The sequence below is a fragment of the Psychrobacter pacificensis genome (genome assembly GCF_900101915.1).
Classification (GTDB): domain Bacteria; phylum Pseudomonadota; class Gammaproteobacteria; order Pseudomonadales; family Moraxellaceae; genus Psychrobacter; species Psychrobacter pacificensis.
The window spans coordinates 140,707-155,071 of sequence record NZ_FNAL01000001.1 but is presented as its reverse complement, the minus strand read 5'-3'; the positions used below and the strand labels follow the sequence as shown (position 1 = coordinate 155,071).

At 43.5% G+C, this 14,365-nt stretch carries 10 protein-coding genes; 3 read left to right on the top strand and 7 right to left on the bottom strand.

Translation table 11 applies throughout. From position 1 onward, the window contains the following. Window positions 1-50: 50 nt before the first annotated feature. The 4 genes from BLR43_RS00695 to BLR43_RS00680 form a co-directional block, all read right to left on the bottom strand. The gene (locus BLR43_RS00695) at window positions 51-422 is read right to left on the bottom strand and encodes an RnfH family protein (protein WP_227674178.1); all 372 of its coding nucleotides are present in this window, start codon (window positions 420-422) and stop codon (window positions 51-53) included. Next, window positions 410-1,540 (bottom strand): hypothetical protein, encoded by a 1,131-nt coding sequence (locus BLR43_RS00690; RefSeq protein ID WP_093067566.1) that lies wholly within the window; start codon window positions 1,538-1,540, stop codon window positions 410-412. Before BLR43_RS00690 ends, BLR43_RS00695 begins: the two co-directional genes overlap by 13 nt. A 309-nt stretch (window positions 1,541-1,849) precedes the next feature. Next, window positions 1,850-2,518, bottom strand: a complete 669-nt coding sequence (locus BLR43_RS00685) for a c-type cytochrome (protein WP_093067562.1) — start codon at window positions 2,516-2,518, stop codon at window positions 1,850-1,852. A 323-nt stretch (window positions 2,519-2,841) separates the two neighbouring features. After that, window positions 2,842-3,177 carry a c-type cytochrome gene (locus BLR43_RS00680; RefSeq protein WP_093067558.1) on the bottom strand — a complete coding sequence of 112 codons (336 nt, stop codon included), beginning with the start codon at window positions 3,175-3,177 and terminating at the stop codon, window positions 2,842-2,844. Between the two features lie 392 nt (window positions 3,178-3,569). Between BLR43_RS00680 and yihA the strand changes: the two genes are divergently transcribed. Further along, window positions 3,570-4,325 (top strand): ribosome biogenesis GTP-binding protein YihA/YsxC, encoded by a 756-nt coding sequence (gene yihA / locus BLR43_RS00675; RefSeq protein WP_058024225.1) that lies wholly within the window; start codon window positions 3,570-3,572, stop codon window positions 4,323-4,325. Between the two features lie 81 nt (window positions 4,326-4,406). Here the strand turns inward: yihA and BLR43_RS00670 are convergent, their stop codons facing one another. Next, entirely contained in the window at window positions 4,407-5,120 is a 714-nt protein-coding gene (locus BLR43_RS00670) for an HAD family hydrolase (RefSeq protein WP_093067554.1), read from the bottom strand. A 139-nt stretch (window positions 5,121-5,259) separates the two neighbouring features. Beyond that, the gene (locus tag BLR43_RS00665) at window positions 5,260-6,270 is read right to left on the bottom strand and encodes an RluA family pseudouridine synthase (protein ID WP_093067550.1); all 1,011 of its coding nucleotides are present in this window, start codon (window positions 6,268-6,270) and stop codon (window positions 5,260-5,262) included. 1,200 nt (window positions 6,271-7,470) lie between these two features. Here BLR43_RS00665 and BLR43_RS00660 point away from each other — a divergent pair. Beyond that, entirely contained in the window at window positions 7,471-11,652 is a 4,182-nt protein-coding gene (locus BLR43_RS00660) for an Rne/Rng family ribonuclease (RefSeq protein WP_093067546.1), read from the top strand. Window positions 11,653-11,777: 125 nt separating this feature from the next. Here the strand turns inward: BLR43_RS00660 and BLR43_RS00655 are convergent, their stop codons facing one another. Continuing rightward, window positions 11,778-12,707, bottom strand: coding sequence for a DUF808 domain-containing protein (locus tag BLR43_RS00655; RefSeq protein ID WP_093067542.1), 930 nt, complete (start codon window positions 12,705-12,707; stop codon window positions 11,778-11,780). Window positions 12,708-13,127: 420 nt separating this feature from the next. Between BLR43_RS00655 and BLR43_RS00650 the strand changes: the two genes are divergently transcribed. Next, complete coding sequence (locus tag BLR43_RS00650; protein ID WP_093067537.1) at window positions 13,128-13,982, top strand: DsbC family protein; 855 nt, start codon at window positions 13,128-13,130, stop codon at window positions 13,980-13,982. Window positions 13,983-14,365: the final 383 nt, after the last annotated feature.

The following is a 14,365-nucleotide window of genomic DNA, read 5'->3' as shown; positions in this document are numbered from 1 at the left end:
TCCGTACGATTTATCAGCTCGAATGACTAACAGTTAAAATTAATAATAACTTAACCGCGAGATTTATTTTTGCGCTGAGACATTGGATCAGCGCTTAAACTGCGATATACCTCGATACGGTCAAAAGGCTGCAATAGATAATTCAGCGGCTGTTTTTGTGCATAGATGCCCACATGCCAACGTTTAGCGGTTGGCGTTGTAACGTTTACTGCTTGCTCACACCATTTTGCCAGCGCTGCAAACCTTTCAAGCCAGCCAGCTTTGCCTAGTGCCTCATACAGACTCGTACCTTGGCTAACCTCTAACACCAGATAATGCTGGCGCTGCTCATCTTCCGCATACGCCAGATAGACTGTCATTAACTCCGATTGCAGCGCATTACTATTACTATGCTTACTGACATCACCTATTAGCTCAACCACTGTATCACCCAACCTATTAACGCCAATAGCAATGCCAGCGGTACGACAAGACGTATCGCGACTCGCCATAAGTTATAGAATGCTTCGCTGCTAAAGTTCAATGATTTGCGTAAATGACTGATCTTCATCTGCCATCCTGCAAATACCGATAATAGTAGTACCGCTATGCTACTCACTATAACTAGAATGCCTACCAGCCAAGTCGTCGGAATCGCAACCACCAGTAGCAATGCTAAAACAAAAGTTATTATCAAGCTGACTAACAGCCCAAACTTATGCGCTAACTGCTGAGTACTGTAATGCAGCAAATAGCTAACGACGAATAGTACGCCAGCCCAATAGAGTAGTTGTCCAATCGGTGGTAACGACATACCACTAATAAATAACGCGACAACCCCTACCAATACCTGCAAAATCCAAATTGGTAATACCAATTTAGTGGCACGATAATCACGAGCAGCCCTACTTTGTGCTTGTTGGCTGCTTGCTTCCACGGCAGTGACCGTCTGCCTACTGACCAAGTTTTGCCCGAACCAGTACAACCCTGTACCCGCACCAACACTGACCAATGCTAGCGCCACTGCCCGCGCCCATTCAACCAAGCTGATATCGGTCATAGCAAAACTAATATTAGGCACACCATTTGCGATGCCCAATATTAATCCAACGACCATCAATCCGAGGCCAATAGGCAAAGGCGCAACGCCAAGCAGACTTAATAGCACAGTAATAACCATCAACCCTGCGGCAACCGCAAAACTTGGTACATCAGGGGTACTATTAAGCTCAGTCAAAGCGGTTAATATCCCTGTACTGGCACCTGATATGATCAATGCTGCAATCACAATAGAAACCAATGCAGCCAGCCAACCAAAGCTTCGCCATATTGGGCTTGCATCTGATTCGCGAGTGAGCTTTTGCATACCGGCCAAAGGTCCCTCGACACTACGATAAGCCAAAGCTATCTCAGCATAAACAACTGGCAACGCGACCAACACCATTGCTAGCAGCCATAATAACCAAAAATCGATCTCACCGATTGAAGCAGGGGCAAACCAGCGAAATAATAACAACGGTAACAATACCGCGATAAAATAAGAAGCATAACGGATCATCATAATCTCAATCCAAACGATCTAATACCATTCACAAAAACGACAGTAGCAAGCAAAACGAGTTCGATACAGCTAATCGCATTTTTGAGTATGGTATAAAGTGAATAACGGTAATTTATAATTATACAGAGCAATGAGTTACCTCTGTAAAGCAATTCAGCTGTACACTGTCTTTTCAATATAAGGGACAAACAGTTATAAAAAAACCCCGAAATCGGGGTTTAGTAGTTCAGACATGATCAATATGTGCAAGGTGCTCAATAATTCTATCTACAACGTGCGTATCAGATAGTGATCATCAGTGCCGTTTAATTAGTGAATAGCACTCACATAGTCTGACAAGATACGAATGTCACGATCTGATAATTTCGATGCAACGGTTTGCATCATACCCATCTCACCTTCTTTCGCAGCATCATTGACACGTTTTTGATCATCGCTATCGATATCATCAGCACGTCCAGCGGCACGGAATAGTTTTAGCTGAGTGGCAATGTATTGGGCATGCTGTCCGCCTAATTTTGGAAACGCTGCCCAAGGGTTACCTGCAGCATCCGGACCATGACAACCAGCACAACCAATCACACCGCGTGACTTATCGCCACCCAAGAATAATTTGGTGGCTTCTTGGTTCGTTGCAGGGTTGCCGTATCCAACACCCCAAGGCGCTTGGCTAGAGTAGTAACCTGCCACGTTGGCTAGATCTTGCTGAGACAAGTTAGCAACCTGTGACTGCATGACACCGTTTTTGCGATAGCCTGCTTTAAAGTTAACTAACTGTTTATAAAGATATTTTACATTTTGGCCGCCAAGGTTTGGCTGCGCAGGAACAATACTGACCCCATTAAGACCATGACAAGCAGCACAAACGGTTTCTGCAATTTTCTGACCTGCATCGACGTCATACTCAGGAACAATAATAGCAGCTTGTACGCTGAAACTTGCAACGCATAAGCTGGCAGCAGCGATTAACTTTTTCATTGATACAAATCCTACTAGCTCGGCGTAAGCATTATTTAGAGTGATTGCACGGATAAGATACCTAATATAGTCGCCTCTTTAATCATAGGCGTGGCATATATTTTGAGGTCTTGGACACAAGCAGTCTGAAAGTACTTACTAACATCAGGGTTTATTTTCGATTATTATAGCAAGACTTTGTATCATTTGCCTACTTAATCGTAGTATTCATCAGTTTTCTGATGAGCATAGCCTAAAGTATAGGGCAAAAATAAAAAGCGCATTCAGGTTGTAAACCCAGCGCTCTATCTTACTTATCGCTTCAAGCTTCATGTCTAAATGGACTACTTGCTCATATACTCAATAAGCTTGCGGTAGTCATCATCGCTACAGGTATTACAAAGACCGCCTGCAGGCATTTGAATCATGCCACTTTTGACAGATTTAATGAGTGCCGGCATGCCCTTTTGCTCAATAAGTTTCTGCCATTTGGCACTATCGCCTTTTTTGATAGCATTTAGTGCGCCACTATCATGACAGGCTGCACATGAGTTATCATAAGTAGTAGAAATATCAGCCGCACCTGCGCTACTGATCATGATGCCACTTAGCAATAAGGCAGCACTGCCAACTGTTAGAGCATGATAGCCCTTACTAAGAAGTCTATTGATTGAAAACATAGAGCACCTCCTCGTGAGATTTCACGTGTCACATCAATCGTTCTGTTAAATGTCTTTTATTAAACATTGTAACAATATATGTCATGCGAACATAGATAAATTATATTCAGCTTTGTTAACACTAAAAACTTATTCTAATCAACAATTAACTTTAATGTTATCCTACTATTTATATGATGCTAATCGCAGTTATTTCAATAAGTAAGACAGGCAATAGTATAAAATAGCGGATAATATCAAATCGCTAACTTTACAAGGTGTAAGCGCTGATGAAGCAGAGCCTCTTACCACTTTTTGCATATTTGCTAAATTGAAGTCATGGCTTAAGCCAACCCACCAGCTAACCAGAATTTTATACCCGTATCTAATTTTTTAAGATTAATGAGCCATTTATGAATACCCCGTTTACCGATGTTGCTGCCGAACATGCGCTGTTCAACACCAAATCCCGTCAGAAAATTCAGCAGACTGAATTTATGACCTCAGCGCCCACCTTTAAGCTTTGCCCACCTGATATGGGATTAGAAGTTGCCTTTGCAGGACGCTCGAACGCTGGTAAATCCTCAGCCATCAACGCTTTGACCAATCAGCGCCAGCTTGCACGCTCGTCCAAAACGCCTGGACGCACGCAAATGATTAACTTTTTTAGTATCGGTAACCCTGATAGACGATTGGTTGATTTGCCAGGTTACGGCTATGCCGCTGTACCACTTGAGATGAAAAAAGAATGGCAGGTCGAGCTAGAAGAGTATCTAGTATCGCGCTCAAGCCTTGCTGGCCTAGTGCTGATGACGGACATTCGTCACCCACTCAAGTTTTTTGACGAGCAGATGCTGCATTGGGCAAAAGATGGTGACCTACCCGTACACATCTTGCTGACTAAAGCGGATAAGCTTAAGTATGGTGCCTCTAAAAACGCCCTACTCAATACCCGCAAAAGACTCAAAAAACTCGGCTTAAACTGTACTATCCAGTTATTTTCAGCCTTGAGAAAAGAAGGTCTGGATGAGCTGGCTGGTGTCATGGGTAGATGGTACGATTATCAACTGGATAATGACAAAATCATTGAATCGTCTTTTGCGTTATTAGAAGGCGATGAGTTAGAAGACGCCATTGAAAAAGAAAGCAGTCAAGAAGAAAGTAAATAGAAATTATAGTCTCAAATAAAAAAAGGGGTTTATCGTTAATATCGATGAACCCTTTTTTATATAGGCTAAAAAGGCTTTTATTTAAGCACACAATAGCTTAGCCAATGCTTGCGGCGTGTCAACCTGGTATGTCGGATTTTGCTCTGCAAGCTCTGCACTTGTTGCCGTGCCATAGTTGACCGCGATACTGGTCATGCCAAGCTTGGTTGCCATTTGAATATCATAGATACTGTCACCGATGAACACGGCATCAGATATTTGCTGCTGCGTGTAATCCAAGATATCAGTCAACATCTGCGGATCAGGCTTTGAGCCTGACTCATCAGCACAGCGTGTCATGACAAAATAATCGTGACTGTCAGAGGCATCCAATACACGATCTAGCCCTTTTCTTTTTTTACCAGTTGCAACAGCAAGCTTTTTGCCCTGCTCCTGCAGAGTCTGCAACATATCCTCTATCGGCTCAAAGAGTGGCGTGCAGTGGCTATTAGCAATATAGTACTCTGCATAAGTCTGCTGAATGGCGAGCGTCTGCGACTCATCTGCATAAGGATATAAAATCTCGATACCATTCATTAAACTCAGACCAATGATGTCTTTCACCGCTTTATCAGTCGTCTTAAATCCATGTGCCTCTCCAGCCACATGCATAGAATCCACAATTAAGCCGATAGAATCCATCAGCGTGCCGTCCCAGTCAAAAATAATTAGTGTCTTATCAGATAGACGATGCTCATCTGCTGGCTGAGAGTGTTGAGTAAGTTTTGGCGTATCAGTGGTAAACAATGCAGTCATGGATTCACCTTAACGAATAATAATAGTAAGTAGCAGATACGAAAACGTCACGGCGGCTTATTGATTAAATAAGGTATCGTGACGTTTTCATGTTTCTATAAAGGTCTACATTTTTAGACCAAAATGATCATATTTAGACTTATTCAGGCAACTTGGCTGTCTCTGGTAGCCAATCCGCCATGTCGTCTGGCAATGGTGCAGTAATAGCGTCATAACCCGGAATATCTAAGCGCCACGCGTGGAGACACAGACGATGAACGCCTGATTTATCATGCACGTTATACTTATCATCACCCAAGATAGCATGACCAATATGAGCCAAATGCACACGGATTTGATGCGTGCGTCCGGTTAATGGCTTGGCTTCGATGAGGCTTACTGGCTGACCATTAATCATAAAACGCTCATGAACGATGATGTCTGTTTGGCTTTCTTTCGCTTGTAGGTCTTGTGCGTCTACTTTGACACGGCGTTCGCCGCTAGCAAGTGTATAACGCAATAATGGTGCATTGATACGTTGCTCATTCAGTGCAGGCTGTCCTTTGGCAAGGCATAGATAGTGCTTTTGAATGGTTTTATCTACTAAGTGCTGCTGCAATACTTTGAGTGTTGAGCGTTTTTTGGAAATCATCAACAGCCCTGAGGTATCTTTGTCGATGCGGTGAATCAGCTCTAGATACTTTTTACCCGTCACTTCACGCATGGCTTCGATGACCCCAAAGTCCAAACCACTACCGCCATGCACTGCAATACCAAAAGGCTTGTTTAGTACGATCAAGCCTTCATCTTCATAGACCACGCGGGCGAGCAAGCTTTTAGCAAACTCAGCACTGATGATGGGTTTTTCGCGCGTTGCTAGCTCCACAGGTGCGATACGCACGACGTCTTCACGCTGCAATCTATCATGTGCCTTACAGCGTTTATTGTTGACGCGCACTTCATCTGAGCGAATCATTTTATAGATGTGCGATTTTGGCAAACCCTTCAAACGATTGAGCAAAAAGTTATCCAAACGCTGGTCATGTTGATGTCGCGTCACTTCAAGGTAGTTTACCTTGCCGAAGTTGCTAATCTCATCGTCAGCGCTTTGTGGGCGGGTTTTACTATTGAAAATAGCAGGGGCTTCATGGGTAGGAGCGTCGTCAGTCATTTTTGAGTTTGTCATTTTTAGTTAGGTATTTACACAAAGATTTGTTATAGTTTAGCATGTTGAGCGACAATTAAGCAGAGGCGACAGCAATAATCATTGTTGTTTCAGATAGCTGGTCACCGTTTTATTACTTTCCAGTATTTACTGATTGCTAGTAAAGAGGTCAATGCTATTTACCCTGCTGCTATGAAACGTTTCATCTAATTGTAGGGCCAGTCGTTTAGAGGCATTAGCATTTAAAGGTATTCGTTACCAAACACAGCCCTATAAATTAAAACACTGTATCGAATTTTACTCGGTACCATAAAACAAATAGTGACACTAAATACCATCGCGTTAATAACTTTGACGATCAGTCTATTTATTAACGGATGACAACACCACATTGACTCACTAACTGCATGACAACGACTTTTTTTGATAACTATTTATTATTTAATGATTACTTATCTGATGGTCCTTTATGACAGCATAGTTGAGCAAGTATGGGTCGGTTAGCGTTAGGATCGAAAAATAGTTCGATAGCTGCCTGAGTATTGGTGGTCAAACAGATGACGATAAAGAGGTAAATACGATACCATGCTGACAAGCTGGTCCATTACTCTGTTTGCCAAGTACGCCCCGCTGATAACCAAAGCTGTGATACCTAACCTTGAGACACCCAAGATATTATTGACGATATATAAAGAACGATAAATAAAGAGTAACCAATCGCTTTGCCTGAATAGATAACCGCTGACTGATGACGCTACGATATATAGTAGCAATCACGACCGCGATATTATTGTTAGACTTTGAAGGATGAATGGCTACCGCAATATGCCTTTTTAATATCAGTATTTTTTAGACCCGTAACTGACCGTCGCCCACGCTTACAACGTGCGCCAACATCACTACCAATAGAACGTACTGACATTAAGAGAGTTTTTATTCGCTGACATATTCATATATGTACCAAGTTTATTGATAATAGAATATAAGTATCATAGCCTTACGCCCTATTTTATTTATATTAATGTGAGCACCGCTCATAAGTTCAGGTAAAAGAGCCATTGAAAAAGCCCACGTGCTTTACGAAACCCACGATTTACGTTCGACCGTTCACTGATATCTACAAATGCTAATGTCATATTAGCCACACTTGCCACTATCTTTTAAAGACTGTCTCATCGTTGTTATGCGTACTCATAGGATATAAATATGAAACGCATTTTGATCAACGCAACTCAAAACGAAGAGATTCGTGTCGCCTTATGTACAGGCAATCATCTATACGATTTCGACCTAGAAAATCGTACCCGCGAGCAAAAAAAATCTAACATTTATAAAGGCCATGTAACCCGTGTTGAGCCATCGCTCGAAGCGGTATTTGTCGAATACGGCTCTCAGCGCCAAGGTTTTTTGCCGATTCGTGAAATCTCTGCCGAATACCTAAGCGGTAACCCACGTGATGAAAACATCAAAAAACTGATTAAAGAAGGCGATGAGCTCATCGTCCAAGTCGAAAAAGAAGAGCGCGGTAACAAAGGCGCTGCCCTATCGACTTATGTCTCTTTGGCTGGTCGCTATCTGGTACTTATGCCAAACAACCCTCGTGGCGGCGGTATCTCACGTCAAATCTCAGGCAAGCTGCGCGAAGACATGAAACGTATGCTGAGCAATCTTGATTTGCCAAAAGGCATGAGCGTTATCATTCGTACCGCGGGTATCGGCAAGACGCAAGAAGACTTGCAACATGACCTTAACCATTTGCTTAATATCTGGCAGGCCATCCAAGAACAAAACCAAAAGTACCCTTCACCACGCCTCGTCCATCAAGAAGCAGGTGTCGTTACCCGTGCTGTCCGCGACTATTTGCGTGATGATATCGCTGAGATTTGGATTGATAACGAAAACGCTTATATTGAAGCAGCAGGCTTTATTGATGCAGTGATGCCAAAACAAGCCGAAAAGCTACGCAAATATACCGATTATGAACCAATGTTTTCGCGCTTTAATATCGAAAAACAAATCGAAACGGCCTATCAGCGTGAGGTGCGTCTACCATCAGGTGGCTCAATCGTCATCGACCAAACAGAAGCATTGGTCTCTATCGACATCAACTCAGCTAAGTCGACTAAAGGTTCAGACGTTGCTGAGACTGCTTATCATACCAACCTAGAAGCGGCCGACGAGATTGCCCGTCAGCTGCGTTTGCGTGATATGGGTGGTTTGATCGTTATTGACTTTATTGACATGAATGACAATAAGCATCAAAAGGAAGTAGAAAAGCGTCTAATTGATGCGACCAAATACGATCGTGCTCGCGTCCAGTTTGGTGATATCTCTAAATTTGGTCTGATGGAAATGAGCCGTCAGCGTCTACGTCCATCATTAGAAGAATCAACTGGTTATATCTGCCCACGTTGCCATGGTAACGGTATGATTCGTGACCTGCGTTCATTGTCGCTCTCTATTATGCGTCAAATTGAACAAATTGCGCTCAAAGAACGCCAAGGTGAAGTACAGGCGGAAGTTCCAACCGACATCGCAGCATTTTTGCTAAATGAAAAGCGTGACAGCTTGGTTTATCTTGAGCAAGACAGTGGCACGCGTATCACGATTTTGCCGCACGCCCATTTAGAGTCACCAAACTTTAAGCTGCACTTTAACCGCGACGGCTTTGCCCCATCGAGCTACGAGCGTATCACTGATACTCAGCAACAAGAGCACAGTGACCTTGGCTACAATGTCGACTGGCAAACGGCTGAAAAAGAGCGCCCTGAGCAGCAGCCTACTCGCCAGCCTCGTAAACCATCAAATGATAACAACAAGCAGAGCACAGCTACGCAGAACGATACCGTCAATCATAGCAATGATCGCCGTAATCATAAAAATGCTAATGACGCTGCGCCAGCGCGCGCACCACAAGCCAGTCAACCTAAAAACGTTGCAGCGCCAGTCGCAGCGCAGACTCAAAATGTGGAAGCCACTGCTCAACCAAAAGCAGTCGCTTGGTTATCAAATCTGTTTGCGCAAGCACCGCAAGCCACCACCACGCCTAGTGTCAGTAGTCGCGATGCCGCTGAAGCGATCGAGGCCTTGGTAAATACTGGCGCACAAAGCTTAGGCTCATTTGGCCAAGTTGATAGCAATGCATTGAATAGTGCCGCTTCAAATAGTGAGCAGCCAACTCAACAAAACAATCATCAGAAAAACGACAACCAACCATCAGATAGCAACGCTAATCGTCAACAAACACGCCGTACTAACGACAGCGATACTGATGACAGCAATAACGAAGACAGAAGAAGACGTAAGCCGCGTAAGTCAAGAAACTCAAAGCCGCGTCAAAGAAAAGAAGCGACTGACGAGACGACTAACCATACCAATAGCGGCGCTGATGAGAAATCGTCTGACACGCAAGGCCAACAACAGCAAGACAAGCGTCAACAGGAAAACAGACGTACGAACGATCGCAATCGTAATAACCGTCAAGACAACAGCAATCGTCAAGACAATAACCAAAAAGCAAACGATCGTCATGACGCAGACAACGTAACTGGCCAAAAAGCCGATGAACAAGTTCGTGCTAAGCGTAAATCGCATAGCCAACGTGGCTCACGCGGAAAGCTAGAGCGCGGTGAGACGCTAACGGCTGACGATGTTAAGCAAAACAAGCAGCAAAATGATAAAAATAGCGACGATGCCAATGGTAAAAACCAATCTGGCACACGTCGTAGTCAGGACCCTAATGAAGTCGTGCTACAAGTCAATGAAGCACCGACCAAGCTAAAGGCGTCAGAAGTTGTGCACTTATCTTTAGATGATAGCAAGTCCACGCCTGCTAAGCCTCAATCTAGCGATAAACAACGCTCAACAAACGGCACGGCAAAGAACGAGAGCACAAAAGATTACGCTACTCAGCAAGCTGCCAAAAAGCCTAGTAACAGTGAGAAAAATACTGACCAAAAAGGTGACAATAAAAAGGGTACGGTAGAGACGTCTGAGAATCAGACTCAAAACAACCAAGAGGCGACTACTAACGCTAAGGTGCAAAACAATGCACCTGATCGTAAGCAGAGCACTGATAATAAAAATCAGTCAGAACAAGCGCAACCAACCTCTTCTAGCGACCAACCAGCCTCTGCTGGCGACGTAGACAGTCAGTCAGTTAGTACAAAAACGGCTGATTCAGATCAGGCCAAAGCCAAACCCGAGCATCAGAAAGCTGAGACCACTGATAATGTCAGCGAAGCTGAAGAAGCTAAAAAAGTTCCAGCTAATGACAGTGGTGCCAATGATAAAGGCATGAGTAACTCAGCACTTGAGTTAACACACGAATCACTGTTTGGTGAACGTTACGTGACTGCTGAGAAGTTTGGTCAAGCTAGCAACGACCCACGTGTGGTACGTGCTCAGCAAGCAAAAGCAACACCTCAGGTCGAAGCTACTACTGTAAGTGCAGCAGCGATACGTGGCACCGTTGGTGAGTTTATTCGTGCGACGCTGCCAGACGCGCAAACTCGCTTAACAGAAAACGGTGTTATCAGCTGCTTTATCGAGACAATTGCCTTGTATAACGAGCAAGCGCAATCTGCAGATAATAGCACCAACGTTGAGAATGCTGTCGATGACAACCATAGCAACAATGTGGCCAGTCAGCGCTTTGACTTTAGCAACTATGGCTACCAGCCATTAGCAGCCGATTACTTGGCACGCTTCGCAGCGATGACTCAAGCAGTCAGTCAATTTGCAGTAGCTCAAGGCAAAACCGCCGTTGAACCACGTGCCATTGGCAAGCGTGCCAGCAATGATCCACGCGGTCAGCATCCTGACTACCAAGAGCCAGCTGTGTTGAGTGTTCCTACAAAGCAGACTTCGAGCAATGAAGCATCGCTAGTAAATACTAAGCAAAACAATAGCGAAGTGGATGCACATAACGTTGAAGCGACAGCACTGGCGAATCAAGCACAGGCAGATAATGTCAGCGCTGATAGTGAGAAATTGCTAGAAGTCGAGCAAGCGCAATCAGCTGCTAACCGTGTAGAAAATCAAGCCGTTGAAGGACAAGAAACCAATATGACGGAAGCTGATGCAACACAGGCAGATGTAGAAAAGTCTGATGCAGAAGAGGCTGAGCAAACAACCGAATCTAAAGTAGAAGAATCTGCTAAAGAAACGGGCAAAGATGACAGTCAGGCAGCTAAATCTAAGACCACCATCGCCAGCTATAAAAACATGATCGAAAATGTGGCTGAGCAATTGCTGCCACAGACCGGCATGTTTAACCTGACGACGCCGAAGGTGCCAAAGGCACGCAGTCGCAAGCCCAAAACGGATCATAAAAAACCGACCCAAGCTGAGAAGCTTGCGTCTGATGATACCGATAGCGAAAGCTAATATATAGAAGCAGAAATATAAAAGCCCCAAAGCTACTAATAGCTTTGGGGCTTTTGTTTTAATAGGTTTTTGTTTAATTATCTATTTAGAATAAAATTGGACATAAGATAAAACCACAAACCAGCTTAATGAGTAGAAGAAGCCTTATCATCTTTGCCGCGAATTTTATCAATCACAGTAAGCAATGCCACAACTGCCGCACCAATAATAAAACCAATAACACCATTTAATACGGTGGTTGTTACTCCTTCAAAAATACCCGTGAGATGTGCGATATCCTCTACACCATGATGCAAAAAGCCAATACCATGTACTAAGATACCACCACCCACTAAGAACATAGCCAACGTCCCTGCAATGGATAAAAACTTCATGAGCTTTGGCGCGGCGGCAAACATCACCTTACCTACTTTTTGCTTAAACGTGCTTTCTTGCTCCATCAGATGTAGGCCTGCATCATCTATTTTGACGATACCAGCAACCAAACCATAAATACCAATCGTAATACCAATTGCTAAAATAGATAGTACTAAACTGCGTTCTAGCAAAGTAACACTTGCCGTTGCGCCTAATGCAATCACGATAATCTCAGCGGATAAGATAAAATCTGTACGTATGGCCCCTTTGATTTTTTCTTTTTCAAATGCCACTAAATCGACTGTTTCATCGGCATTGGCTTTTCGGCGAGCATTTTGTTCTTCATCATGTGGCAATGCATGTGGCCAAAACCGATGTATAACTTTTTCAGCCCCCTCATAAACTAGAAATAGACCACCACACATCAATAAAAACGTGACAAGCGGTGGATAAATCGCACTAATCAATAACGCTGCTGGTACCAAAATGAGCTTATTGATGAACGAGCCCTTAGCGACTGCCCAGACAACGGGAAGCTCGCGGTTGGCTTTGACACCAGTAACTTGCTCAGCATTCAAGGCCAAATCATCGCCCAATACCCCAGCGGTTTTTTTGGCAGCGACTTTGGTCATGACGGAGACGTCATCCAATATCACACTGATATCATCAAGTAAGGTTAATAAACTGGCACCTGCCATGTGTGCTCCTTAAAGCAAATTTGTTGAAGTAAGTACTACTGAAATCATTAAAACAAAGTTTTTTATTAGAGTTCTTATAAAAACAATTCTTATAATAACAATGCTGTTAGCAGTAGACTACAAGGGCACGGCCATATATTACATAGTACAAATGTATCTTATTTTTTGAATTTGTGTTGTCAGCTATTCTTAAAAGTTGGGATTATTTGCATTTATTAGACGATGCATTTGAGCTGTCATTATCCATAAATATGCTAATATAGCGATTTTACCGCTTATCTTCACTATCAATCATTTATAAAAACTTCTGTAAAATTAAATCTTTAAAACACTATACAGACACCTTACTATATATTGTAATCCACAACGCTTTGTATATAACGAACTCATGTCTAGGCGCGATGCCTATAGGAAATCCATATGCCGTCATCCATTAGCAAAAATACCACGACGAATAATTTTTTCTCTCGTACTACCCTATCTCGTTTTGTGATGAGTGCCTTGCTAGTAGGTATTGCTGCTGGCTGCTCAAACAATGCAGCGGATGCAACCGGTAATACCAGTGTTGTCAACGCGGCGCAGACCAAGGATGCACCAGCCAAAGCGTCAGCTGATAATGATTCTGCAGTAGTTAGTGCATTACAAGCAAACCTAAAGGCCTCTGGTATCGAAGAAACGATCGTCTCAGCGGTACCAACAGATATGGATGGTATTTATTGGGTGACTGCTGAAGGGCTACCCTCTTTCTTTACCGATAAGTCGGGTAAGCATATTATCCAAGGACAGATCGTCGCCGTTGGTGGTGATACGCCAGTGGATATCAGTGCAGCGTTAGCAGCTAATACTGCACAAGAAGCGTTACAAGCCGTGGATAAAAAAGAGATGATCATTTATCCAGCCAAAGGTGAGACCAAAGCGGTCGTCTATGCCTTTACCGATGCCGACTGTGGCTACTGCCGTAAACTACATTCAGAAATGGATGATATCAATGCGCGCGGTATCGAAGTGCGATATCTCGCATGGCCACGCAGTCAAGAGTCTGTGCCAAAGATGGAAGCTATCTGGTGTAGTCAGGATCGTAACGCAGCGATGAATCAAGCAAAAATGGGTGCCAATGTTCAAGCGCCTAGCTGTGCTACCCCTGTGCAAGCGCATATGGCTCTAGGGTCCAGACTGGGTGTGCGCGGTACTCCTGCTATCTTTACTGAAGCAGGCGAGCAAGTAGGTGGCTATTTACCTGCAGCACAACTGGCGCAAGCTGTCGGTGCAAACTAATACTTAATCCTAACATGTGATATTTTTAATATATTCTAATATCTACCGTTTATATGAATGGATTTAAATATAAGACAGCACCGCTTGAGCAATACCTGAGTATGCCAAGTACAGATGAGCACAATAGTTATTCTATAATCTATACCCTATATAACCTTATCGACATTGTGTAGACGTCACAACTGCTTGTCGGTATGATACGATAAAGCGCGATGCAAAATTAGCAATACCCTTTTATCTGAGCATTTTTTATTCAACTATAATGAAGTATGTATGCAAAGTAGCACTAGAAAATGCCTATAGACTGCCGGTGTCATGCCGTAGACTCATTTGCTATTGCCCCAGCGTTATGCCCGCTTCATTATATTTAACCTCTTGAGGAT